Here is a 22889-nt window from a genome sequence, read left to right as displayed (position 1 = left end):
GCCGGTCAGGTGCGCGCGAGCGGCGCCGGACGCGTCCGGGAGGCCAGGGCGAGGACCTTGCCGGCGTTCTCGTGCACGAGGCGGCCGAACGCGGGCGCGTCGGTGATCGCCGCCGGGTCGATGTTCAGGCCGAGCCCGAGCGTCTCGTCCTGGGACATGAGCACGGCGGTGCAGGCGCCGTAGGCGCGCGGTCCGAAGACCAGCGAGGACACGAGCCGCGCCCCGGCGATGTAGGCCTGGTAGGGCACCCCGGGCACGCTGCTGGCGGTGAGGTCGTGCGCGCCGCCCAGCCGGCGGGTCGCCCGGAGCAGCACCGGAAGGGGCGCCAGCGGGATCAGGGACGTCAGCGCCGCCGTCCAGCCGGCGAGCGGGCTCTCCCGCGCCTCGCGCAGCAGCGCGCCGACCCCGGCGAGACGCTCGTGGGTGTCCATGTCCTCCAGGGACGCGCCGAGCAGGAGCCCGCCGACGACGTTGTTGCCGTTCGCCTGGCCGCCGCCGCGCACGTCCACCGGCACCACGATCGACAGGGGGCCGCCGTCCTTCCCGTGGCGGCGGTGGTAGTCGGAGAAGGCGCCGAGCAGGACGGTGATGAAGGCGGCGGTGACCGACGCGCCGGCGTCCTTGCCGGCCGCCTTCAGTTCGGCCAGCGGCATCTCCACCGCCTCGAAACGGCGTTCGCGGCTGCGTCCGGCGAGCAGGGGGGACGCCTGGGGAACGGTCGCCGCCTGTCCCAGCGAACGCGCCAGCCGGCGGATCCTCATGGGCACGGCCGCCGGTGGCGCGGCCGCGCGCACGAGGTCCCCCGCCAGCCGCGCCCCGCCGCGGCCGGCCCGTCCGGGCGCGGCGCCGAGGCCGCTCGCGAACGCCTGCGCCGACAGCCTCCAGGGGGCCACCCGGCGGGGCGCGGCGGGCGCCGGGCCGAGCGGGCGCAGCGACGCCTGCCGCGAGCGGGGCAGCAGGGCGAGCATCGCCTGCCGGAGCCCGGCGCCGTCGGCGATGCAGTGGTGGAGCTTGATCACGATGGCGGCCCCGTCCGCTCCCTCGCCCCCGCCTCCCTCGACGAGCACCGCGTGCCACGGCGGGCGGGCGGGGTCGAAGACCGAGGAACCGACGCTCTCGGCGAGGTCGAGGAGTTCGCGCCGGCCGCCCGGGGAGGGCAGCCGGGCGCGGTGGACATGGCAGGAGAGGTCGAACCGCTCGTCCACCTCCCAGATCGGCGGGCCGATCCGCAGGGGCGGCTCGACCACCCGGAGCCGCAGCCGCGGCAGCACCCGGGTCAGCCATGCGCAGCAGACCAGGAACCGGTCCCATTCCGGCATCCGGTCCAGCATCCAGATCATCACGACGTCGGTGCGCAGCGCGGCGTCGGAGTCCATCCGCCACATCGCTGTCTCCATGCCGTTCATCAGGGGGTCGAGGCCCCATCCGTCGACGCGGGGTGAGAAGGCCACGGTGGCTCCGTTCCAGGATTTCGGGGGAGGACGGCCGGGTGATCGCTTCACGCCCGATCGTCTTGGTCGTTGATACCCATGGATTTCATGGCAAGTCTGGGCATTTATCCCTAATTGGCGCGGCGTCCGTATGGGTCTCGCCCGGCCATGTCGTCCACTGAATTCGGGCGCCCAAATAGCGATGACGGTGGTGAGATCGTTTTTTCTGCGGCGCGTCCTACCTGGAAGGACGCGGTGCCTGCCGGGGCGACCGTAATACGGCCGGAAGGTGCCCGGCGCGCGATACGGGCGGACAGAAGATAGTCACCAAAGACCGTTGTCGCGCACTGGGCATTGTGCCGCCGCCGCTCGTCGATAACATGAGCTTTGACAGCTAGTCATGAACAAATGAATGCCGGGACGGGAAAAGTGGTCACTGAATCTGATGCCCTCATCGCTCCGGGCCACGGTGAAAGATGAAAGATTCGGTTTCGCGTGCCGCCATGGGCGCGGTGACGGACCCGCTCCTCCGCCCGGTGTGCGGCCGCTGCCGGTCTCCGCAGGCCGGCGCGGCCGCCGAGAACATGATCGCCCAACTCGACGACGCCATCGAATCGACCCGCAAGGCGCTCTCCCTTCAGGAGCACCTGCTCGGATCGCTCGAAAGCGCGCGGTCCGGACTGGCACGCGGCGGTGCGCCGAAAACGCGGACAGAGCAGAGCTCCGCCCCCGCGGACGGCGGGCACTCCGCCGGGGCATTGACGAGGCAGGAGAGACGCGTCCTCGACCTGCTCAGCCGGGGCAGCTCCAACCGGGAGATATCCCGCGCCCTCGACATCGCGGAGAAGACCGCGAAGAACCATGTCTACTCGATATTCCGGAAGCTCGGCGTGCGCAGCCGCACCGAGGCGGCGCTCGCCTGGACGAACGACGAGGCGAGCACGCGGAGAAGGAACCAGATCGACCACGGCTGACAGGAGGGCCGAATGTACCTGACCCAGGGAATCCATCGGGCGCTGCAACAGGACCCGGACGCGCCGATGACCTTTTTCGGCGACCGGGTGCGCACCGTCCGCCAGAGCGCGGACCGGATAGCGGGACTGGCGGGAGCGCTCCGGCGGCTCGGCGTGGCGGAGGGCGACCGGATCGCGATGCTGTCGTTCAACTCCGACCGCTTCCACGAGTACCTGATGGCCACCTGGTGGATCGGCGCCGTGGTCGTTCCGCTCAACATCAGATGGGCCGTGCCGGAGAACCTCTACGCGCTTCGGCAGTCGGGGGCCCGGGTCCTTCTCGTGGACGAGGCGTTCGCCCCGCTGGTCCCGGATCTGAGCGAGGACCTTGACATCGTCGTCCACTGCGCGGACGGACCCGCGCCGCCCGGCATGCTCGCCTACGAGGACCTCGCCGGCGACGACCCCGTCCCGGACGGGCGGTACGGCGGGGACCGGCTCGCGGGCATCTTCTACACCGGCGGCACGACGGGCTTCCCCAAGGGCGTCATGCTGAGCCATGCCAACCTGCTCGTCTCGGCCATGGGCAGCCAGGCGGCGGTGGACTTCGTCGTCCCGGGCGGGCGGCTCCTGCACGCCTCGCCCATGTTCCACCTCGCCGACCTGGCCGCCTGGGTGGCCCAGTGCCTCGTCGGCGGCGCCCACGTCATCATCCCCGCCTTCGAGCCGGCGGCGGCCCTGGCGGCGGTCGCCGCGCGGCGGGCGACCTCCGCGCTCCTCGCGCCGATCATGATCCGGGCGCTCGTCGAGCACCCGGGGCTCGCGGCGAGCGACCTGTCCAGCCTCCGGACCATCGTCTACGGCGCCTCGCCCATTCCCGAGGAGACGCTGGAACGCGCCATGGCGGCGCTGCCCGGGACGGCGTTCGTCCAGGCCTACGGGATGACCGAGCTCGCGCCCGTCGCCACCCTCCTGCCCGCGGCCGACCACGCGGCGCGGCGGCGCCTGCGCTCGTGCGGGAGGGCCGCCCCGCACACCGAGGTCCGGATCGTCGACCGCGACGGCGCGGAGGTGCCGCGCGGGCAGGTCGGCGAGGTGGCCGTCCGGGGCGCCAACGTCATGCTCGGCTACTGGCGGGAACCGGAGCAGACGGCCCGCGCGGTCCGGGACGGCTGGATGCACACCGGCGACGGCGCCTACATGGACGACGACGGCTACGTCCACATCGTGGACCGCCTCAAGGACATGATCGTCACGGGCGGGGAGAACGTCTACTCCGTCGAGGTCGAGAACGTCATCGCCCGGCACCCCGCCGTCGCCGCGTGCGCCGTCATCGGCGTGCCGGACGAGACCTGGGGCGAGCGGGTGCACGCCGTGATCGTCCGCCGGCCGGGCCACACCCTCGGCCATGAGGAGATCCGCGACTACTGCAAGTACACGATCGCCGGATACAAGGCCCCCCGCAGCACCGAGTTCATCGAGGAACTGCCCTCCCTGCCCACGGGGAAGATCCTCAAGCGCGAGCTCCGGGAGCGCTACTGGAACGACCAGCCGCGCTCGGTCCGATAAGGCCGCGCCGGCGCGGCCACGTGACGCCGACCGGGCCGCGAACAGCACGGCCAGGGACCGCGCATCGGGATCCGTCGCGGATCTGCATGCGGCGTCGATGTCCTGGATGCCCTCCGGCTGCAGCTGCGGCGCATCTTCATGCACTCCTCGGCCCGTGCCCAGGCCGCGGCCACATCGCCTCCGACGATCACCCACGTGGACGGTTCCGGGTGACGGCCGCCGTTAGCCGTTGTGTTCGTGGTCGTAGGCGGCCTGGGCGGCGGCGACGTTGCCGCCGTGTCGCTTGGCCCAGTCGGTGAGCTCCAGCAGCGACGTGTGGAGCTCTCGGGCCATCTCCGTCAGCGTGTACTCGACCTTGGGCGGAACGACCGGATGGACGGTTCGCACGAGCAGGCCGTCCCGTTCCAGCTTGCGCAGCTTGAGCGTGAGCATGCGCCTGCTGATTCCCGTGATCGAACGTTCCAGCTCCGTGAACCGGACCGGGCCCTGCGCAACGGCCACCAGGATGCCGATGCTCCACTTCCCGGAAACGTGGTCGAGGACCTCTGAGACCGGGCACGCCTCGCTGGCCAGGACTGACACATCGATGTGACGCTGGGACATGAAAGTGCCTTCTTCCGCCGGCCCTGATGGTCACTGATCATGTACTCCGTATCAAATCGTGCACCCAACCGGAAGGCGGCCCGATGCTCCAGGAACTCATAGACCGCACCGCGATCGTGGACGCCGCCATCGCGTACGCGACGGCCCTGGACACCAGGGACTGGCAGGCGCTGGGCGGCCTGTTCGCCGAGGACGCCTGCTGGGAGTACAGCGGTTCGGAGGACCGGATCTTCGGGGGTGAGGCGATCGTTGCCAGGATCAGCACCAGCTTGGCGCGATTCGACGCCACTCATCACCTGAACGGCAACCATGTCGTCACCGTGCACGGTGACGAGGCCGAGCACACGTGCTACTACCAGGCCCAGCATGTCCGTCTGGGGCTGCCCGATGGCGAGAAGTTCCTTGGCGGGGGTCGCTACGACGACCGGCTGCGCCGCACACCCGACGGCTGGCGGTTCATCCACCGCAGGATCACCAGCGTCTGGAGTGAGGGAAACCCCGCTGTGGTCACGTCCTAACGACAGAACCTGGAACGCCGCCCGGTTCGGGGCTTCATTGGGCCAGGGCCAGGCGGCGGACGGTGGGGGAGGCCAGCGGTGCCAGGCTGGCTACGGCGATGACGGCGGCGCATCCGGTCTGGAGTGCGGCGGGCCCGGCGGCGTGCATCAGCGGGCCGACCGCCAGGTACAGCGGCGGGGCGAGCAGGACGAGTGCGGCGTCGCTGTAGACCGCGACGCGTCCTTGGACGCTGTGGGGGATGTGGTGCTGCATGGCGGCGCGCATGGCGATCTGGGCCATGGCCAGGCCGGTGGCGGCCAGCGCGGTGGCCGCCATCACCACCGGCAAGGGCAGGCCGGCCGCCATCGCCAGCGGCGGCAGTGCCAGGGCGGCCGAGCCGACCGCTGCGATCTGCGCCGCGCGGGGTGGCTGTGCCAGCAGGCTGATCGCCGCGCCGGTGGCCATTCCGGCGCCGAACGCCGCGGTGACCAGGCCCCAGGCGGCGGCGCCGCCGAAGTGGTCGCGGGCGTGCAGGGGCCCGGTGACGAAGAACGCGACCTGCCACAGCGGCACCACGACCGCCTAGGCCGTGATCGTCCACCGCAGCCAGCGGGCACCGGCGATGACCGCCCACCCCTCGGCCATGTCGGTCCAGAACCCGGCGGTGTCGCGGGTGAACGGCGGCGCGACGACCCGGATCAGGACCAGCACCGAGATCCCGGTGAGCGCCGAGTCGACCGCCATGGCGGCGGCCGGGCCCGCTCCGGCGACCAGGGCGCCGCCGGCCGCCGGGCCGCTCATCTTGATCGAGTACTGCGTCAGGCGGTTCAGCGCGATCGCCGCCGGCCGCTGCGCGGGCGGGACCAGGTCGCGGCTGACGCTGTTGCCCGCGCCGCCCGGTCGCCATCGTCGACCCCAGGCAGTTGATGTTGGAGGCGGTGAAGTACCGCACGAAGTCGCGGTTGCCGCGCATCGGCGCCACCGCCCGCCGCAGCCGGCCGCGCACCGACAGCCGCGCCGCCGGGGCGGTGTCAAGCACCGGCCCGCAGCACGGCGACGACCCGGCCGATCTGCGACGCGGGCAGGTAGATCTGGGCGTTGGGCAGGAGTCCGGCCGGGCCGCGCTGGGTGTAGCAGTGCCAGTGGTCGGGCCGGTCCAGCCGGGGGCGGATCAGTACGGCCAGCTCGGGATCCTGGGCGGCCGCGGCGAGGAACGCGTCGGCATGGGCGTTGGGCATTTTCAGCCACGCTCTCCCGCGCTGCAGCTCGGCGAGCGCGGGCGGCGCGGCACCGGCGCGGCCGATGGCCTCACCCATGTCCTGGCACGACCCCACGGTCGTCCAGCCGCGTGCCCAGAGCGCGCTGACCAATGGCCAGATCCCCTCGTCGACGTCGACCCGCTCACCTGCGGGCGTGGTCACCAGACGGCTGGGATGCACCTGCGGCGGCTGCTCCATGAGACACCTTCCCTGTCGGTTCGGGTTCGTTGCGTTGGAGACGAAGCGTGCGGATGGAGCGGTGCAGCAGCGGCGCGGTCGATCCCAGCGCGATGAGTGCGGCGCAGGCCGCCAGCGTGCCGCGCAGCCCGAGCGCCGCTGTGGCGGGTGCGACCAGCAGGTAGGACAGCGGTGCGACACCGATCTCGCCGAGCGTCACCCATGCCGACACCCGGCCTTGGACGTGTTCGGGGATGCGCTGCTGGATCAGGCTGCGCCAGGCCACCGCCGCGACCGACACCCCGGCGGCCGCGACCGCCACCGCGCCCACGATCACCGGCAGCGGCGCGGCGGCGGCCATGCACGCGCCGGGCAGCGCCATCGGCAGCGTGGCGGCGTTGCTGACCACGGCCGCGCGGCGCGGCGTCCACACCAGGGCGATCGCCGCCCCGGCCACCATGCCCGCGCCCAGGCCCGAGGCCACGAGGCCCCAGGCGGCCGGGCCGCCCAGCCGGGTCTGCACGTAGGTGGCGCCGGCGATGCCGTAGGCGACGGTCCAGCCGCTGACGACGACCGTGCTGCCCGCCAGCGACCACACGATCCACGGCGTGCAGACCACCAGCCGCCAGCCCTGCGCCAGCTCGTCGACGAACCCGGCCGGGGCCGGTGCGGGCGGGGCGGGGATGCGGAGCATCAACAGCCCCGAGGCCAGGAAACTGGCGGCGTTGATGCCGATGCCGGTGGCGGGACCGGCGGTGGCGACGACCAGCCCGCCGAGGGCGGGGCCGGCGGTGATGACGGCGTAGTGAGTGAGCCTGTTCAGCGCGTTGGCCTGCGGCCGGTGCCGGTCGGGCACCAGGTGGGTGAGCAGGCCGACGCGGGCGGGCTGGGCGAACGCCGAGGCGACCGCGACGGCCGCGGCGATCAGCGACAGGTACAGCACCCGCGCGTGCCCGGCGGCGATCAGCCCCGCCTGCGCCGCCACCAAGACACCGGTCGTCAGCTCCACCGCCACGATCAGCCGCACGCGCGGCCACCGGTCGGCCAGCGCCCCGGCGACCGGCAGCACCAGCACCCCGGCCAGCATCTGCCCGAAGAACACCATCGCCACGGCCCCCGCGCCGCCGCCTTGGCCAAGGACCGCGGCGGCGACCGCGCCGGTCGCCATCGCCGTCCCCGCCGAGGACGCCACCCCGGCCAGCCAGTACCGCCGGTATCGGGGGTTGCCGCGCAACGGAGCAACGGCGTCCCGCACCCTGCCGCCGACGCTCATCTGCTCTGCGGCGACTGCCAATTGCGGATGCTGAACGGCCGGCGCTGCTCGATGGCCGCCAGCACCTGCTCCACGTGCGGGATCACCCGGGGAGGAAGCGCGCCGGGATGTACCCAGACCAGCTCCGAGCACTTGTCCGGCTCGGCGATATACGGCTCACCTGCCCAGCGCGCGGCGGTGAAGTAGAAGTCACTGATCGCATGGCACGGGCCGGGCAGGCCGTCCGAGCGGCGGTGCATCACGTGGACGAAGTGCGCGTCGTCAGGGTCGACCTGGACGCCGATCTCTTCGCGAGTTTCGCGCAGTGCGGCCGTCAGCACGTCCTCGCCGGGCTCGATCCGCCCGGCCGGTGGTGCCAGCCAGCCGTCGCGGTAGCCGGTGCCGGCACGGCGGATCAGCAGCACCGCGCCGTCGAGGCGGCGCAGCAGCATGTGCGGAGCGACCCAGGAGGCGTACCAGCCCGCGTCCGCCAGCCCGGCGGCGGATGGTCCGGGGGACGGCTGGGTGGTCGTCGGTTCGGTCACGGCGATGGCTCACCTCTCTCAAGCGGTGCGGGCGTGGCGGGCGGCCAGGGCGATCAGCCCGGGTAACTCCTCGGGGAGGCCGGGCGGATCGGCGTAGGCGAAGTCGATCTGCCGGTGCGGTCCTATCCGGGCGTCGTGAACGGGCCCGTCGGTGATCGCCAGCGGTACCGGCACCGGACGGATCTTGGGGTGGGTGAACGGCGGTACGGCCGGCAGCAGGTCGATGCCGCATTCCTCCCGGACTTCGCGGACGGCCGCTTGGGCGGGGCCCTCGTCCTGCTCCAGGTGTCCGCCGGGATACAGCCGGCAGTCGCTCTTGCGGTGGTGGATCAGCAGTACCCGCTCGGCTCGGTCGTCCAGGACGACGGTGGACGCGGTGAAGTGGCGGATCATGCGCACCTCCTGAGGGGGAGCCGTTCCTGGCGGGGCAGGGGCGTGGGCTTCAGCATGGCCGCCGCGGCGCGCGGTGTGCGGGGCGCGACATGCGGCGGCGAGGTGAGGTGTCGGTGGCCTGCGCGACCGCGCGTGGTGACCTGCCGCTCGGAGCCGACCGCTACCGTCGGTCCGATGGAGATGGAGGACGTGCGTTACTTCTGGCGTGAGGCGCCGGTCCCCGACGGGCTGTCGGTCACGCAGGTGTACGGATACCTGCTGTGTCCGCGTACGGCGCGGGTGCTGGTCCAAGACGACGCCGGGGCGTTCAACCTGCCGGGCGGCAAGCCCGAGCCGGCGGACAGGGGTGATCTGGTGCGGACCTTGGTGCGGGAGGCGATGGAGGAGAACCAGGTCGTGGTCACCGATGCGGTCTACCTGGGGTACCAGGAGGTGCAGCAGCCCGGTCGCGCTCCGTACGCGCAGGTGCGGATGGTGGGGTTGATCGGGGCGTTCCAGGAGCGGGCTCCCGATCCCGACAGGGGGCGCGTCTACCGGCGGTTGATGACGTCGCTGGCCGACGCGCCGCAGGTGCTGGGGTGGGGTGAGCTTGCGGTCGCGCAGGCCAGGGCGGCGGCGCGGGTGGCCGAGACCCGGTGGGCGCTGGCGGTGCAGGCGCCGGCCGCGGCGGGCTATCAGGACTGACCGGCGGACGCGGCCGGGATGACGCCGCCGTCCTCATCCCTCCGGTGGCGGTGGAACCGGGCCATGCCGACTGGAGTGCCCCTTGAGCCGGCGCGTGCGGGCACCGTCGGCCGACCGCGACGGGGATGCGGCGGCGCTTCCTTGCCTCGTGCCGGCCGAGGTTCCCGGGTCAGAGGTAGAGGCCGGTGCCGTGCTCGGGGCGCTCGTTGGCGACGGCGTGCAGGTCGCGTTCCCGCATGACCAGGTAGTTCTCGCCCTGGATCTCGACCTCGAACTGGTCGTCGGGGTGGAACAGGACGCGGTCGCCGACCTTGACCGTGCGCACGTGGTGCCCGACGCCGCAGACCTCGCCCCAGTGCAGCCGGTTCGTCTGCTCCACCGTTGCGGGAATGACGATGCCGCCGGTGCTGCGGCGCTCCCCGCTGTCCTTCTCGCTGCGGATCATGACGCGGTCGTGGAGCATCTGGACTTCGAACTTGGCCTCGGACACGGTGGAAGTTTATCCGTCCTCGTGCCGCAGGGCCGCCCACGAGCCGGAGATGATCTCGGTGAGGGAGGAGCGCGCGGGCCGCCAGCCGAGATCGGCGCGGATCGCGGACGCGTCGCACATCAGCAGCGGCGGCTCGGGCTGCGGCGGCCGGTGCACGACCGGGACGCCGCGGCCGGTGACCTCCTGCACTGCGGCCACGACCTCGGCGACCGGCGAGCCGGTGCCGCTGCCGACGTTGTAGACGCGCTCCGCGCCGGGCCGGGCCGCCTCCAGGGCCGCGACGTACGCCGCCGCCAGGTCGTCGACGTGCAGGTACTCGCGCACCGCCGCGCCGTCGCCGTTGATCTCCAGGTGCGGGGCGTGCCCGGCGGCGACGGCGAGGGCCTTGGGGATCAGCCGGGTCGTGTCGGGGTCGGGGCGGCCGTCGACCGAGCCCGCGACGTTGAAGGTGCGCAGGATCGTCGCGCCGACCTGGCCGGCGCGGGCGGCGAACCGCAGCAGGTGCTCGGCGGCCAGCTTGGACGCCCCGTACGGGCTGGTCGGGTCCGGCACCTGCGACTCGGGGATCGGCTGCCGTTCGGGCGTCCCGTACACCGCGGCCGTCGATCCGTACACCACGACCGGCTGCCCGGTGAGCGCGCCGAGCAGCTCGACGGTGCCCTGCACGTTGGCGGCGAAGAACCCGGCGGGGTCGGCGAACGACTCGCGCACCCGGGTCCGGGCCGCCAGGTGGCAGACGCCGTCGTAGGGCTCGTCGACGGCGGCGCGCAGCGCGACCGGGTCCAGCAGGTCGCCGATCACCGGCCGCACCCCGGGCGGCAGCGCCCGGCCGGCGTCGCGCACCAGCCCGGTGACCTCGTGGCCGGCGGCGATCAGCCGCCGCCCCACCGCGTACCCGACATATCCCGCCGCGCCCGTCACCAAGACTCGCATGGGGCCAGGATCCCGGCGTCAGGGCAGGTCGGCAACGGCCGCGTACACGCCGGGGTAGCCGGGGCGGGCGCAGCCGAGCGCCCAGGACGTCAGCCCGACGACCTTGCCGCCGGCCAGCAGCGGCCCGCCGCTGTCGAACTGGCAGGTGTCGGCCTTGGGGGAGCCCGCGCACACCATGTCGCCCGCGTCGTAGGAGCCGCCGTAGGCGCGCTTGCAGGCCCGGTCGCCGGGCAGCGGGACCGCCGCGGCGCGCAGCCGGGTGTTGAGAAGGTCGTCCTCGGAGGTGGTGCCCCACCCGGCGACCTGCCCGCGGGTCGCGCGGCCGGGGGCGCCGAGCCTGGCGACGGACCGGCCGAGCCGCCGCGTCAGCGTGAGCACGGCGAGGTCGTGGTGCAGGACGGTCTCGCCCTTGAACTCGGTCTCGCGGTAGTGCGGGTGCAGCCGGATCGACCGCACCGACACCTGCTCGCCGGTGCGGTCGCGCAGGTCCGAGCGCCCGAAGGTGACGGTGAGCGCGCCGGGCAGGCCGCGCAGCATCGCCACGCAGTGCCCGGCCGTCAGCACCTTGTCGGGTGCGATCAGGACGCCGCCGCAGAACTGCCCGGCGGGCCGCAGGAAGAACAGCGGGGAGCCGACGGCGCCCAGCCACGGATACCGGGCCGCGCTCACCGGGGCGCCGCCGACGACCGCCCGCGCGGGCGCCGGGACGAGCACGCAGGCGGCGGCGAGGGAGGCGGCCGCGGCGGCCCGGCCGAGGGGGGAGAAGGACATGCCCGGCAATCTAGACGTTCGCCCTGCGCGCCGCACGGGGCCGCGGCGTCACATCGGGCGCACCGGCCCGCTCGTAGCGCGGGAACAGCACCAGCGCGGCGAGCGCCAGCGCGAACCCGGTGGAGCGCAGCGCGAGCGGCACCGGGTCGCGCGGCCACGCCTCGTCGAACAGCACGGTGCTGCTGACCAGCAGGTACGACCGGCCGATCACGGTGATGACGGTCGCCACGATCGCGATGCGGCAGCGCTGCAGCGCCACCTGGAGCTGGCCGAGCGCGATCGCGGCCAGGCCGAGCGTGAGGTAGGGGTAGGGCGAGCCGAGGACGGCGAGCACGTCGCCGGTCCGCTCGTACACGATCGCGATGCCGCGGATGCCGGCCTCGGCGAGCCCGGCGCAGGCGCCCGCGCCGATCCCGTAGGCGACGCCGGCCAGCTTGCGGGCGTGCCGCCCGCCCGCGCGCCGGTCGCCGACCAGCCACACCAGCCCCGCGACGATCACCGCCGGGGCGAGCACGGCCAGTATCGGCCACGGCTCCCGCAGCGCCGCGCGCAGCGACGGCTCGGCGCGCAGCCCGTCCTCGGACCCGGCCGACAGGCCGATCAGCACGGTGGCGAGCACGAACAGGGCGACGCTCGCCCACTCGCGGACGCCGAGGCGCTCGCCGAGGACCCACACCGCGTAGATGACCAGCAGCACCAGGCCGACGGCGAACACCGGCTGCGCCACCGCGAGCGGCATCGCGGTGAACGCGACGACCTCCCAGACCAGCGCGGGGAACAGGATGAGACCGCCGGCGAGCCACACCGGGCTGGTCAGCATGTGCCGGGCGACGTGGAAGGGGCGGCTGCCGCGCAGCGGCGGCATCCGCAGGGCGGCGGCCCGGAAGATCACGAACGCCGTGTAGTAGGTGCTGGTCGCCAGCAGCGCCAGCGCGGCGTGGCCCAGGTCATGACCCACGGGCAGCGTCCTCTCGGCGGACGGCGGGGGCGGGCGCGCCGGCACGCCCGCCCGCCGGCGCGACCTGTCACCCTGCCGTGCCGGGCACTCCCGCACAAGGGCCCCAGGACCGCATCACCGCTCAGTCGTAGCGGCGGCCGGTCCGGGACGACAGGCGGCCCGCCAGACCCGCCGGGATCAGCTTCGCCGCCGCCACCAGCGCCTTGTACTGCGGCCCCGGCACGCTGACGACGACGCCGCGCCGCAGGTCGCGCAGGGCGTGGTCGACCAGGTAGTCCGGCTTCAGCCACATGAACGACGGGACGCCCGACACGTCCATCTGCGCGCGCTGGTGGAACTCGGTCGGCACGAATCCCGGGCAGAGCGCCATGACCCGCACCCGGCCCCCGGCGCGGCCGGCGATGTCCTGCGCGACGCCCTGGCTGAAGCTGACCACCCACGCCTTGGACGCGCCGTAGGTGCCGCGCGTCGCGAACGCCGCGACCGACGAGACGTTGACGATCCCGCCGCGGCCGCGCTCCAGCATGCCGGGCAGCGCCGCCGAGGTGATCCGCAGCACCGCCTCGCAGTGCACCTTCAGCATGGTGGTCTCGTCGCCGACCGGCACGTCCAGGAACGCGCCCTTGTTGCCGAAGCCGGCGTTGTTGACGACGAGGTCGACGCCGGCGCGGACGCGTTCCTCGACGGCGCCGATCCCGGCGTCGGTGGACAGGTCGGCGGCGAGCACCTCGGCGCGCACGGCGTACCGGTCGTGCAGGCCGGCGGCGCTTTCGGCCAGCCGGTCCTTGTCGCGGGCGACGAGCACCAGGTCGAATCCGTCGGCGGCCAGGCGGCGGGCGAAGGCGGCGCCGATCCCCGCCGTGGCGCCGGTGATGAGAGCAGTGGGCATGCCCCGAGACTAGGACGCCCGGCGGGCCCGGAAGTGGCGGGGGTCGGGGCGCCGGGTCGCGCGCCGGTAGGCGAAGGTGAACCCGGGCCAGTTGTTGACGACCTTCCCCTCGGCCGTCATGTACCAGCTCTCGCAGCCGGCCTCCCACACGGTGCCGCGCAGCCGCTCCTGCATCTCGCGGCCGAACGCGTCCTGCACGTCTGGCCGGACCTCGATCCACTCCAGCCGGTGCGCGCGCAGCGCCTCCAGGCAGCCGAGCACGTACCGGAACTGCGACTCCAGCATGTAGATGATCGAGTTGTGGCCGAGGTTGGTGTAGGGCCCGTACAGCAGGAACAGGTTCGGGAAGCCGCTGACGGTGATGCCGAGGTGGGCCTCGGCGCCGCCTCGCCACGCCTCGCTGAGCTCGCGCCCGTCCCGGCCGGTGATGCGCATCGGCGCCAGGAAGCCGGTGGACTCGAACCCGGTCGCATAGATGATCACGTCGGCGGGGTGGGTCCCGTCCGTGGTGACGATCCCGTCCGCGGTGATCCGCTCGATCGGCGCGGTCACCACGTCCACGTCCGGGCGGGTGAGCGCGGGGTAGTAGTCGTTGGAGATGAGGATGCGCTTGCAGCCCATCGGGTAGTCCGGGACGAGCGCCTCGCGCAGCGCCGGGTCGCCGACCTGCGCTTTCAGCGACCTGAGGAACTGCCGGTTCATCACCGACATCAGCCTGGGGTACTTCACGAACGCGAGCGCGCGCGACTCGTACAGCGCGTAGACCTTGGCGCGGCTGAGCGCGTGCGCGCCGGGGACGGCGGCCAGCAGCGCCTTCTCCCACTCCCGGTAGGGCCGGTCCGGCTTGGGGATCACGTAGGGCGCCGAGCGCTGGAACAGGGTGAGCGACGCCGCCGTCCCGGCGATCTCCGGGACGATCTGGACCGCGCTCGCGCCCGTCCCGACGACCGCGACGCGCTTGCCGGCCAGGTCGGCGCCGTGGTCCCAGCGGGCCGAGTGGAAGGACTCCCCGGCGAACCCGTCCCGGCCCGGGATCGGCGGCAGCGCGGGCCGGTTGAGCTGCCCGCACGCCGAGACCAGCACCCGCGCCGTCAGCTCGCCGTCCTCGGTCGACACCCGCCAGAGCGCGGCGTCCTCGTCGAACCGCGCGCCGAGCACCTCGGTGCCGAACCGGATGTGCGGCAGCACCTCGTACTTGCGGGCGCAGTGCCACAGGTACTCCAGGATCTCCGGCTGCTGCGGGAAGCGGCGGCTCCAGTCGGTCCGCGGCTCGAAGGAGAAGGAGTACAGGTGCGAGGGGACGTCGCAGGCCGCGCCGGGGTAGGTGTTGTCGCGCCAGGTGCCGCCGAGGCCGCCGGCCTTCTCCAGCACCACCAGGTCGTCGACGCCGGACTGCTTCAGCCGGATCGCCATGCCGATGCCGCCGAATCCCGCCCCGATGATGACAACGCTGTGCGCAGTGCCCATCTGCCGTCCCCGAGTGATCGCCGTGTGCCGTCGGTCCGAGCGTAAGTGACCATTGGGTCAGCGGGCCAGATGTCCGACCCCGCTGCCAGGATCGTTCCATGCTGCACGAACTGCTCGCCCGCGAGACGCTCCGCGGCGACGGCCTCGACGACCTCCGCCTGGCCGCCCTGGACCGCACCCGCTGGCTGTCGTCCCTGCTGGACCTGCAGCGCGAGACGTCCGCCCGGCGCGACGCCTGCTACCCCCTCACCGGGCGGCGCCGCGCCCGCTGGGAGGAGCTGACCGAGGTCATGCGGGTGCGCGCCGCCGAGATCGACGAGCGCCTCATCGAGGGCGGCGACGCCGACCGCAAGGCCGCGCTGCTGTTCCTGGTCCTGGCCGACCACATCTTCGACCTGCAGGGCGACTGGCCGCATCCGGCCGCGGGGCCGCTGATCGACCGCGTCGGCGGCTGGACGCCCCGCGAGATCGCCCTGCTGCTCCGCCGGATCGCCGAGCGCGACGACGGCTCCTGGTCCTACCGGCTCCCGCTGAACGTCGCCCGCTCCGCGCTGCGCACCGCCGACACCGCCACCCTGCGCGAGCTCGCCGCACCCCTGCGCGCCGCCCACGACGCGATCCGCGATGACGCCGCCGCCAAGGAGCTGCTGAAACTCCGCGTCATCGCCGAGGGCACCGACCTGCCGGACGGGTTCGTCGCGCCGCGCAGCCCGTGGGCCGAGCCGCTGCTCGCCCTCACCGGCGCCGCCGACCTGCTCTGGCACCTGAAGTCGCTCACCTCCCCGCGCCCCTCGCAGCGCTGGCGCGCCCGCTGCGCCGACCTGATCGAGGAAACGGGCGCGGCGGAGGCGCTCACCGAGGTCGTGCGGCGCCTCGCCGAGGACGAGCCGCGCTCCTCCGTCACCGACGGCGTCGACAAACCCTGGTACGGCGACCACGAGTACACCTACCTCGTGCACGACGCCGACAGCGATGTCGCGCGCGGCGCCATCTGGGCCGCCGCGCTCGGCACCGCCCCGGTGGAGCTGCTGCACGCCCTGGTCGTCCGCGCGGGCACCCCGCCCTACGTCTACACCGACCCCAAGCTCGCCTCGGCCGCCGCCAACGCGCTCGGCGCGATCGACGACCCGGCCGCCCTCGCGGCGCTGACGCGGCTGGCCGGGACGCTCCGGCACCGGGGCGTCCGCAAGCAGGTCGACACCGCGATCCGGGCGGCGTCCGAACGGCAGGGCATCACGCCCCGCCAGCTCGCCGAACGCAGCGTCCCCACGCACGGCCTGGCCGCGGACGGCACCCTGACCAGGCAGGTCGACGGCCACCAGGCGACCCTCGCGATCGCCGACGCCCACACCGTCCGCCTCACCTACACCTCGGCCGAGGGCCGCACCACCCGCACCCCGCCCGCCGCGATCAAGGACTCGGCCGGCGTCCGGGAGCTGAAGGCCCTCGCCAAGCAGGTCCGCGGCACGCTGTCGGCGGCCCGCGCCCGCATCGAGGCCGTGCTGTCCACCGCCCACACCTGGACCTACGACGAATGGCGCCGCCACTACCTGGAGCATCCCGTCGTCGGCGCCGTCGCCCGCGCGCTCATCTGGGAGATCGACGGCGAGGCCGTCCTGCCCGCCCTCAAGGAGGTCCCGCCCGGCGCCGAGGTCCGCCTGTGGCACCCGATCCGCGCCACCACCGACGAGGTCCGCGCCTGGCGCACCATCGTCACCGTCCACGAGGTCCGCCAGCCCTTCAAGCAGGCGTTCCGCGAGATCTACCTGCTCACCCCCGCCGAGGAGGCGACCCGCGTCTACTCCAACCGGTTCGCCGCGCACATCGTCCGCTACCCGCAGCTCTACGCACTCATCAAGGGCCGCGACTGGCAGACCAACCACCTCGGCAGCTACGACGGCGGCCATGACGGCACCGCGCGGGGCGTCTTCGGCGACGGGCAATGGCGCGCCTGCCTCCACCACGAGGCGGCCGAACAGGACGAACGGGACTGGCGCCCCGCCTACGCCGTCACCGACCAGGTCCGCTTCGAGCGCGCGCACGGCAACCGCTGGGCGGAGGCGCCCCTCGCCGACGTCCCGGCGGAGGTGTTCAGCGAGGCGATGCGCGACATCGACCTGTTCATCGCGGTCACCTCCATCGCCACCGACCCCGACTGGATCGACCGGGGCGAGCGCCGCCACCACGACTACTGGCGGACGGCGTCGTTCGGGCCGCTCACCCCGTCCGCCGAATCCCGCCGCGACGTGCTGGCGCGTCTCCTGCCGCGCACCCGCATCGCCGACCGCTGCACCCTGGACGGCCGGTTCCTGGTGGTCCGTGGCGACCTGCGCACCTACCGGATCCACCTGGGCTCGGCGAACATCCTGATGGAGCCCGACGACACCTACCTGTGCATCGTCGAGGCGCCCGGCCGCAAACCCGGCAAGGTCTTCCTGCCGTTCGAGGACGAGCGCCTGTCGCTGATCCTCAGCAAGGCGTTCCTGCTCGCCGCCGACACCACGATCACCGACGAGACGATCCTGACCCAGCTGAAACGAGGCGCCTGATGCCCGCCGTGACCTTCCGCGACGAGACCCCCTCCGGCAAGCCCCTGGCCGAGTTCCAGGTCGCGGACCTGCCCGCGGCGATGACCGTCCGGGAACTCATCCGGCTGCGCGTCCGCGAGGAGGTCGCCCGCGCCAACGCGCACCGGCTCGTCCAACCGGACCCGCACCGCGTCGACTGGGAGCGCCAGGCCGACCTCGCCGAACGGGCCTTCGAGGGCAACGGTTTCTTCATGCTCGTCGGCGACCGCCAGGCCGAGTCCCTGGACGAGACCGTCGACCTCACCACCGACCCCGAGCTGGTCTTCATCAAGCTCATCGCCCTCGCCGGAGGCTGAGGTCACAGCAGCCGGGCGAGGGCCGCCTCGGACGCGCTTCCCGGCTCCGCCTGGTAGACGATGATCACTTGCTGCTCGGCGCCGCCGACCGTGAGCGACTGCCGCCGCAGGGCGAGCTCTCCGACGACCGGATGCGCGAACCGCTTCAGCTCGTCGCGGGAGGGGCGCGCGTCGTGCCGCGCCCACAGCCGGCGGAAGTCCTCGTCCGCCTCCAGTTCGGCGACGAGCCGCGCGGTTTCCGGATCACGCGGGCCGGCCTCGGCGCGCAGGGCCGCGGCGGTCTGCGCGGCGATCGCAGGCCAGTCCGGGAACAGCCGGCGGGCCTCCCGATCGAGGAACACGCCGCGGGCCAGGTTGCGTCCGGGCTCGTACATGGGGGCGAGCGCGCGGGCCCGCTTGTTCGCGGCCAGCACGTCGAGCCGCCGGTTGCGCACGTACGCCGGGCTCTCGGCCCAGGTGTCGAGCAGCCGCCGGACGTCCGGGGCGACCTCGTCGCCGGGGAGCCGCACCGGATCGGGGTCGGCGAGCGCGAACAGGTGCGCCGTGGCGTCGGCGTCCAGCTCCAGCGCCCGCGCGAGCGCCCGCAGCACCTGCGGCGACGGGTGCCGGTCGACGCCCTGTTCCAGCCGGGTCAGATACGGCTCGCTGATCCCGGCCAGCAGGGCCAGCTCGTCCCGGCGCAGCCCCGGGACGCGGCGCCGCCCGGACGCGGGCAGGGCCGCACGCGAGGGCCGGACCCGTCCTCGCCGGGCCTTGAGGAACTCTCCGAGAAGCCCGTCGGTCGCCATGGCCCGAGGGTAACCCTGGGAGGGTGCTGGTCCCGGGACGGAGGCCCGCGCAGGGTTGAGGCATGAAGACCTGGACGATCACGCCGGAAAGCGGGCGCATGTCCGGCCTCGGGCTGTGCGGCGCCTCCAAGGAGATGAGCAAGGCGCTCGCCCAGAGGGCCGGCCGACCGGCCCGGAGCCCTCTTCCCCCAAGGCGTGACCGGTGAGCAAAGGAGCGGACATGCACAATCCCGGACCGGTGCACATCGTCGGCGCGGGCCCCGGAGTGGGTGCCTCGGTGGCGCGGCGCTTCGCCCGCGCCGGCCACGCCGTCGGGCTCGTCGCCCGCCATCCCGGCCGGCTCGCCGCCCTGGCCGAAGACCTGGCCGGGGACGGCATCCCGGTGGAGTCGCACCCAGCCGACGCCGGCGACCCGCCCTCTGTCGAACGGGCGCTGGCGGCGCTCGCCGAACGGCAGGGCCCGGCGGAGGTGCTGTGCTTCAGCCCGCTGCCGGACATCGGCCTGATCAAACCGGTGCTGGAGACCGGAGCCGGCGACCTGGCAGGAGCACTGGCGCTGAACGTGGTCGGCGCCGCCGCAGCGGTGCGGGCCGTCCTGCCGGCCATGCGCGCGGCCGGACGCGGAACGCTGCTGTTCGTCACCGGCGGGGCCGTGGAACGCCCGAACCCCGACCGCGCGGCGAGCGCCGTCGCCGGGGCGGCGGAGCGGGCCTACACCGCGCTGCTGTCCCAGGCCCTCGCCGGCACCCCGCTGCACGCCGCCCACCTCGTGGTCGTCGGCGCGGTGGGGGACGGGCTCCACCACGAACCCGGCACCGTCGCCGATCGCCTCTGGCGGATGCACGACACCGCCGAGCCGTACGGGGTGCTGGCCTAACCCGGCGATGTGTCGAGCGACTCGTCGGCGATCACCGGTGTAAGAAGGCGCTTTCTGGTGGAATGTGCGGCACTGGTGTTCGCGACGGGTGGAGACACGGTGCAGCAGGGATGGGAACTGGCCGGCCGGTATCGCCTGGAGGCGGTCCTCGGCCGGGGCGGGATGGGCGAGGTCTGGCGGGCGGTGGACCTGCGCCTCGGCGGGCGCCCCGTCGCCGTGAAGATCCTGCCGGTGACGGCCGGGGCGGGCACCGCGGGGGTGGCGCGGTTCCGCCGCGAGGCCGAGATCGCCGCGTCCCTGAACCACCCGGGGATCACCACGGTGTTCGACATCGACGAACACGAGCAGGACGGGCACCGCCTGCTGTTCCTGGTCATGGAACTGCTGGAGGGACGCGACCTGGCGCAGGTCCTCGCGGCCGGCGACGCCCTGCCGGTGGAGCAGGTGGCGGACCTGGCGGCCCAGCTCGCGGACGCCCTCGCCGCCGCGCACCGGCGGGCCGTGGTGCACCGCGACATCAAGCCGGCCAACCTGTTCCTGCTGCCGGACGGGAAGGTGAAGATCTGCGACTTCGGCATCGCCCGGCTGGCCGACGCCACCAAGATCACCGCTACCGGGAGCATCGCGGGCACCCCCGTCTACATGGCGCCCGAGCAGATCCAGAGCGGCGACGTGGACCAGCGCACCGACCTGTACTCCCTCGGCTGCGTGCTCTACGAGCTGCTGACCGGCGAGACCTGGGTCGACCGCGGGACGGGCGCCGGGGCGATCCTCTACCAGCACCTGGAGCAGACGCCGAAACCGCCGCGGTCGCTGCGGCCGGAGATCCCCGAGCACCTCGACGCGCTGGTGATGGACCTGCTGGCCAAACAGCCCGGCGACCGGCCCGCCGACGCCGCCGCCGTCTCGGCCCGCCTGCGCCCCGGCCCCCGCGAACCGCAGCCGGCCGCTCCGCCGGCCTCGCCGGCCGAATCCACCCCGCCGTCCTCCCCGGCCGAGCCGCCGCACCTGCCCCCGCCATCGCGCATGCCTCCGCCCCCACCCGCGGTGTTCGCCGAACCGCAGCCCTGGATGGCCGCCCACGCGCCGTATCCGTATCAGCCCGGCACCCAGCCCGGCGCCGCACCCGCGCGGACCAGGCCGGCCGGCGGCGCCACCGCGCACGTGGCCGCCGCACTCGCCTCGCTGTGCTTCCTCTGGGCGTTCTACGGCATCGCGATGAACGTCCAGTTCATCCTGAAATACCCGCGGGACTCGATCGCCTGGACATGGTGGCTGCACGGCACGGTGTGCGTGGTCGAGGGGGTCCTCTTCGGCGTGGGCATCCCGCACCTGCTCCAACGCCGCGAGGACGGCCGCTGGCTGGTCTTCTACGGCGCCCTCCTCCTGGCGCTGCAGGCGACGATCTCCGTCGTGGTGTTCATGATCATCACCGGCGGGTCATGGAAGCACGCCTCCAGCGCGATCACCTACCTCGTGATCGGCCCGCTCATGACCCTTCCGGCAGTGGGCGCGCTGGTACTGGCGATGCTCCCCGCCACCCGCCGCTGGTGCGCCCAAGAGAACTGAGCGAGGGAGCGGACCGCCCTGCTCACCGCCGACCGCCCTGACCTACAGCTGCCTCACCGGCTTCCGCTCATCCTGCCCGTCAGACGGTCCACCGGCCTTGGAAGTGCCGCCATAACGCGGTCGCGCGTGCATGCCGCTGACCTGGCAGACCGGTTCGACGCCGTACTCGTAGGTTGAGCGGCATGTCCACCGAGGAACTGATCCGCGGGCTCCCCGGCATCCCCGCGGTTCGAGATCGCTCCCGCGCCATGGCGACGCTGGACGCCATCCTGTGCCCGGACTGGGAGTTCCGCTTCTTCTCCTTCGACTCGCGCTGGTCGCCGACGGAGGAGATAGCCTCGATGCGCGACGGATGCGGCAACGATTACTCGATCGTCTTCTCACCGGCGGGCGCCTACGCCCGTGGCTTCGACCACGAGTCGCCGATGAGCCCGTATCGGGTGACGCCCCTGGCGCCATGGCCTGGCCTGTTCGACGCAGTGCCTGAGGCGTTCCGCGCCCATGTCACCGAGCCCGCCTTCTGCGAACCGGACGGAACACCGCTGGCAACGGTGTGCTTCTGGCGCGAACACGCCGACACCGAGTGGAAGTCCAGCCCCATGGAGGCCCTGCCGGACGACGACGAAAGCGCCGAGTGGCTGTTCGACGTCCTGGCCGACGGCCGGCCCGAGGCATACCAGCGATACGCCGAGGAGAACTACGAGGTCACCGTGGACATCGAGGCCGTGCACCACGTCTACGCCTTGCAACCGCTCACTCAGCGCATCGTGGCATCGCTGAACCCGGACATCACCCTCTCAGACCTCAAAGAGGACACCGCTCGAATCGGCTACCCGCATGAAGCGAACCCCTGACCCGCCATCCCGCCCAGGCCAGGCCACCTTCACCGGCACGGGACGCTCGACCTGAACCATCACCTTCCGAAGCCGGTGCTGCCGGTCCTAAGTGTGCTCTGGGACCAAGGCGCTCACCTGGCTGTCCCTGACGGCGGGCGTGCGCAGTGCACAGGGCCGATCTCTGCACGGCAGGAAGCGCCGCCACGCCACGAGCTGCCTGTCGGCCGGCACCCCAACGGTCCGAAGGGAGAGAGGGATACGCGCGGCATGGCCGGGATGCCCCCAGTGGCGTGGAACACAAGATGGCGTTTCATGTGCAAGAGGGCTGCAGGGCAGGTAACCTCGCTCAAGCAGGGGAGATGACCGGCTCTGTGGATCCCGGCCCGTCGATTTGACGGGCGCTCCGCGAAGGCATAGTTTGTCTCCTCGTCCCCGGAGGGATGCAGGACGCCGTTGGTGGTGGCCGGCCCATGGGGAACCCTCACTGTCTCAACCGACACGGATTTCGCCGTGCCTGTTGTGCTGTGCCGGGACCAGAAAAAGCCCGATTTTGCGAAACGGGCCGGATCTGGTGAAATAGCGACACCGCTCCGAAAGGCGCCGCGAAAGCGAACGTCGGCCGGGGCGGATCAGGGAAAAGCCGGTGAAATTGACAGACCGGCCGGAACTGATAAAGTAAATGAGTCGCCCCGGAGCCTGGGGCCGCGTAAGCGGAACAGGCGCGGTGGGTGTCCGTTTCTTGAGAACTCAACAGCGTGTTAAAAGCCAGTGCCTTTAACGATCGAGCACAGACTCGATCACCCCGTGCCGGCGCTTTCGAGTGTCGGTGGGGATTTCTTTGAGGCAAGTCGGCCACCATATCGGTGGTCGCATTTGCTGGGATTTCGATCCTTTCAAGGTTTGGCGGTTCCGGGGTTCGCCCCCTGGGCTGTCGCGATGGACCTTAATGGAGAGTTTGATCCTGGCTCAGGACGAACGCTGGCGGCGTGCTTAACACATGCAAGTCGAGCGGAAAGGCCCCTTCGGGGGTACTCGAGCGGCGAACGGGTGAGTAACACGTGAGC

At 72.8% G+C, this 22889-nt stretch carries 24 protein-coding genes and 1 rRNA gene; 10 read left to right on the top strand and 15 right to left on the bottom strand.

From position 1 onward, the window contains the following. Positions 1-5 precede the first annotated feature (5 nt). Positions 6-1451, bottom strand: coding sequence for a wax ester/triacylglycerol synthase domain-containing protein (locus ACRB68_RS28695; protein WP_153538048.1), 1446 nt, complete (start codon positions 1449-1451; stop codon positions 6-8). 455 nt (positions 1452-1906) lie between these two features. Here ACRB68_RS28695 and ACRB68_RS28690 point away from each other — a divergent pair, with 455 nt between their 5' ends. Next, positions 1907-2404, top strand: coding sequence for a response regulator transcription factor (locus ACRB68_RS28690; RefSeq protein ID WP_153538046.1), 498 nt, complete (start codon positions 1907-1909; stop codon positions 2402-2404). A gap of 12 nt (positions 2405-2416) precedes the next feature. Continuing rightward, on the top strand, positions 2417-3952 hold the full coding sequence (locus ACRB68_RS28685; protein ID WP_153538044.1) for an acyl-CoA synthetase: 1536 nt from the start codon (positions 2417-2419) through the stop codon (positions 3950-3952). 222 nt (positions 3953-4174) lie between these two features. On the opposite strand, the gene ACRB68_RS28680 is transcribed toward ACRB68_RS28685, so the two are convergent. Then, positions 4175-4555, bottom strand: a complete 381-nt coding sequence (locus ACRB68_RS28680) for a winged helix-turn-helix transcriptional regulator (RefSeq protein WP_153538042.1) — start codon at positions 4553-4555, stop codon at positions 4175-4177. A gap of 83 nt (positions 4556-4638) precedes the next feature. On the opposite strand from ACRB68_RS28680, the gene ACRB68_RS28675 reads away from it, so the two are divergent. Continuing rightward, positions 4639-5073: a nuclear transport factor 2 family protein gene (locus tag ACRB68_RS28675; protein WP_153538040.1), complete on the top strand. Its 435-nt coding sequence runs from the start codon at positions 4639-4641 to the stop codon at positions 5071-5073. Positions 5074-5107: 34 nt separating this feature from the next. Here ACRB68_RS28675 and ACRB68_RS28670 read toward each other — a convergent pair whose 3' ends face one another. The 6 genes from ACRB68_RS28670 to ACRB68_RS28650 all read right to left on the bottom strand — a co-directional run bounded on the left by ACRB68_RS28670 (position 5108) and on the right by ACRB68_RS28650 (position 8679). Further along, positions 5108-5626: an MFS transporter gene (locus ACRB68_RS28670; RefSeq protein WP_153538038.1), complete on the bottom strand. Its 519-nt coding sequence runs from the start codon at positions 5624-5626 to the stop codon at positions 5108-5110. Between the two features lie 9 nt (positions 5627-5635). After that, positions 5636-5854 carry a hypothetical protein gene (locus ACRB68_RS42605; RefSeq protein WP_328594915.1) on the bottom strand — a complete coding sequence of 73 codons (219 nt, stop codon included), beginning with the start codon at positions 5852-5854 and terminating at the stop codon, positions 5636-5638. A gap of 230 nt (positions 5855-6084) precedes the next feature. After that, complete coding sequence (locus ACRB68_RS40320; RefSeq protein WP_194293495.1) at positions 6085-6492, bottom strand: hypothetical protein; 408 nt, start codon at positions 6490-6492, stop codon at positions 6085-6087. Continuing rightward, positions 6455-7783: an MFS transporter gene (locus ACRB68_RS28660; RefSeq protein WP_153538034.1), complete on the bottom strand. Its 1329-nt coding sequence runs from the start codon at positions 7781-7783 to the stop codon at positions 6455-6457. The genes ACRB68_RS40320 and ACRB68_RS28660 overlap by 38 nt, the downstream gene beginning before the upstream one ends. Continuing rightward, complete coding sequence (locus tag ACRB68_RS28655; RefSeq protein ID WP_328594914.1) at positions 7759-8286, bottom strand: NUDIX hydrolase; 528 nt, start codon at positions 8284-8286, stop codon at positions 7759-7761. Before ACRB68_RS28655 ends, ACRB68_RS28660 begins: the two co-directional genes overlap by 25 nt. A gap of 18 nt (positions 8287-8304) precedes the next feature. Next, on the bottom strand, positions 8305-8679 hold the full coding sequence (locus ACRB68_RS28650; protein WP_153538032.1) for an NUDIX domain-containing protein: 375 nt from the start codon (positions 8677-8679) through the stop codon (positions 8305-8307). Between the two features lie 174 nt (positions 8680-8853). Here ACRB68_RS28650 and ACRB68_RS28645 point away from each other — a divergent pair, with 174 nt between their 5' ends. Further along, positions 8854-9363: an NUDIX domain-containing protein gene (locus ACRB68_RS28645; RefSeq protein ID WP_235960373.1), complete on the top strand. Its 510-nt coding sequence runs from the start codon at positions 8854-8856 to the stop codon at positions 9361-9363. A gap of 169 nt (positions 9364-9532) precedes the next feature. On the opposite strand, the gene ACRB68_RS28640 is transcribed toward ACRB68_RS28645, so the two are convergent. The 6 genes from ACRB68_RS28640 to ACRB68_RS28615 form a co-directional block, all read right to left on the bottom strand. Continuing rightward, entirely contained in the window at positions 9533-9853 is a 321-nt protein-coding gene (locus ACRB68_RS28640) for a GroES family chaperonin (RefSeq protein ID WP_328594913.1), read from the bottom strand. A gap of 9 nt (positions 9854-9862) precedes the next feature. Continuing rightward, entirely contained in the window at positions 9863-10786 is a 924-nt protein-coding gene (locus tag ACRB68_RS28635; protein ID WP_153538030.1) for an NAD-dependent epimerase/dehydratase family protein, read from the bottom strand. An 18-nt stretch (positions 10787-10804) separates the two neighbouring features. Continuing rightward, entirely contained in the window at positions 10805-11557 is a 753-nt protein-coding gene (locus tag ACRB68_RS28630; RefSeq protein WP_153538028.1) for a serine protease, read from the bottom strand. Positions 11558-11567: 10 nt separating this feature from the next. Continuing rightward, the gene (locus ACRB68_RS28625) at positions 11568-12515 is read right to left on the bottom strand and encodes a DMT family transporter (RefSeq protein WP_194293494.1); all 948 of its coding nucleotides are present in this window, start codon (positions 12513-12515) and stop codon (positions 11568-11570) included. A gap of 121 nt (positions 12516-12636) precedes the next feature. Then, complete coding sequence (locus tag ACRB68_RS28620; protein WP_153538024.1) at positions 12637-13404, bottom strand: SDR family NAD(P)-dependent oxidoreductase; 768 nt, start codon at positions 13402-13404, stop codon at positions 12637-12639. A gap of 9 nt (positions 13405-13413) precedes the next feature. Next, positions 13414-14871, bottom strand: coding sequence for a flavin-containing monooxygenase (locus tag ACRB68_RS28615; protein ID WP_153538022.1), 1458 nt, complete (start codon positions 14869-14871; stop codon positions 13414-13416). A gap of 98 nt (positions 14872-14969) precedes the next feature. On the opposite strand from ACRB68_RS28615, the gene ACRB68_RS28610 reads away from it, so the two are divergent. Together ACRB68_RS28610 and ACRB68_RS28605 are read left to right on the top strand one after the other, a co-directional pair. Further along, the gene (locus ACRB68_RS28610) at positions 14970-17420 is read left to right on the top strand and encodes a DUF4132 domain-containing protein (RefSeq protein ID WP_153538020.1); all 2451 of its coding nucleotides are present in this window, start codon (positions 14970-14972) and stop codon (positions 17418-17420) included. Continuing rightward, positions 17420-17755 carry a hypothetical protein gene (locus tag ACRB68_RS28605; RefSeq protein WP_153538018.1) on the top strand — a complete coding sequence of 112 codons (336 nt, stop codon included), beginning with the start codon at positions 17420-17422 and terminating at the stop codon, positions 17753-17755. The genes ACRB68_RS28610 and ACRB68_RS28605 overlap by 1 nt, the downstream gene beginning before the upstream one ends. A 2-nt stretch (positions 17756-17757) precedes the next feature. On the opposite strand, the gene ACRB68_RS28600 is transcribed toward ACRB68_RS28605, so the two are convergent. Then, entirely contained in the window at positions 17758-18543 is a 786-nt protein-coding gene (locus ACRB68_RS28600; RefSeq protein WP_153538016.1) for a helix-turn-helix domain-containing protein, read from the bottom strand. Positions 18544-18763: 220 nt separating this feature from the next. Between ACRB68_RS28600 and ACRB68_RS28595 the strand changes: the two genes are divergently transcribed. The 4 genes from ACRB68_RS28595 to ACRB68_RS28580 form a co-directional block, all read left to right on the top strand. Beyond that, a complete protein-coding gene (locus ACRB68_RS28595; protein WP_153538014.1) occupies positions 18764-19420 on the top strand; it encodes an SDR family NAD(P)-dependent oxidoreductase in 657 nt (218 codons plus the stop codon). Positions 19421-19519: 99 nt separating this feature from the next. Beyond that, positions 19520-20989 (top strand): serine/threonine-protein kinase, encoded by a 1470-nt coding sequence (locus ACRB68_RS28590; protein WP_207709850.1) that lies wholly within the window; start codon positions 19520-19522, stop codon positions 20987-20989. A 182-nt stretch (positions 20990-21171) separates the two neighbouring features. Further along, entirely contained in the window at positions 21172-21843 is a 672-nt protein-coding gene (locus ACRB68_RS28585; protein ID WP_153538012.1) for a hypothetical protein, read from the top strand. 925 nt (positions 21844-22768) lie between these two features. Further along, positions 22769-22889 (top strand): 16S ribosomal RNA (locus ACRB68_RS28580); the annotation flags it as partial.

Origin of the sequence: Actinomadura macrotermitis (genome assembly GCF_009604375.1) — a bacterium.
Lineage (GTDB): Bacteria > Actinomycetota > Actinomycetes > Streptosporangiales > Streptosporangiaceae > Spirillospora > Spirillospora macrotermitis.
This window is presented reverse-complemented; position numbering and strand designations above follow the sequence as displayed.

Coding starts and splice junctions, on each gene's coding strand:
- ACRB68_RS28650 (WP_153538032.1), bottom strand. CDS start 8,679: ATGATCCGCCACTTCACCGCGTCCACCGTCGTCCTGGACGACCGAGCC.
- ACRB68_RS42605 (WP_328594915.1), bottom strand. CDS start 5,854: ATGAGCGGCCCGGCGGCCGGCGGCGCCCTGGTCGCCGGAGCGGGCCCG.
- ACRB68_RS28675 (WP_153538040.1), top strand. CDS start 4,639: ATGCTCCAGGAACTCATAGACCGCACCGCGATCGTGGACGCCGCCATC.
- ACRB68_RS28610 (WP_153538020.1), top strand. CDS start 14,970: ATGCTGCACGAACTGCTCGCCCGCGAGACGCTCCGCGGCGACGGCCTC.
- ACRB68_RS28600 (WP_153538016.1), bottom strand. CDS start 18,543: ATGGCGACCGACGGGCTTCTCGGAGAGTTCCTCAAGGCCCGGCGAGGA.
- ACRB68_RS28635 (WP_153538030.1), bottom strand. CDS start 10,786: ATGCGAGTCTTGGTGACGGGCGCGGCGGGATATGTCGGGTACGCGGTG.
- ACRB68_RS28690 (WP_153538046.1), top strand. CDS start 1,907: ATGAAAGATTCGGTTTCGCGTGCCGCCATGGGCGCGGTGACGGACCCG.
- ACRB68_RS28630 (WP_153538028.1), bottom strand. CDS start 11,557: ATGTCCTTCTCCCCCCTCGGCCGGGCCGCCGCGGCCGCCTCCCTCGCC.
- ACRB68_RS28645 (WP_235960373.1), top strand. CDS start 8,854: ATGGAGATGGAGGACGTGCGTTACTTCTGGCGTGAGGCGCCGGTCCCC.
- ACRB68_RS28585 (WP_153538012.1), top strand. CDS start 21,172: ATGTCCACCGAGGAACTGATCCGCGGGCTCCCCGGCATCCCCGCGGTT.
- ACRB68_RS28685 (WP_153538044.1), top strand. CDS start 2,417: ATGTACCTGACCCAGGGAATCCATCGGGCGCTGCAACAGGACCCGGAC.
- ACRB68_RS28620 (WP_153538024.1), bottom strand. CDS start 13,404: ATGCCCACTGCTCTCATCACCGGCGCCACGGCGGGGATCGGCGCCGCC.
- ACRB68_RS28595 (WP_153538014.1), top strand. CDS start 18,764: ATGCACAATCCCGGACCGGTGCACATCGTCGGCGCGGGCCCCGGAGTG.
- ACRB68_RS28615 (WP_153538022.1), bottom strand. CDS start 14,871: ATGGGCACTGCGCACAGCGTTGTCATCATCGGGGCGGGATTCGGCGGC.
- ACRB68_RS28605 (WP_153538018.1), top strand. CDS start 17,420: ATGCCCGCCGTGACCTTCCGCGACGAGACCCCCTCCGGCAAGCCCCTG.
- ACRB68_RS28680 (WP_153538042.1), bottom strand. CDS start 4,555: ATGTCCCAGCGTCACATCGATGTGTCAGTCCTGGCCAGCGAGGCGTGC.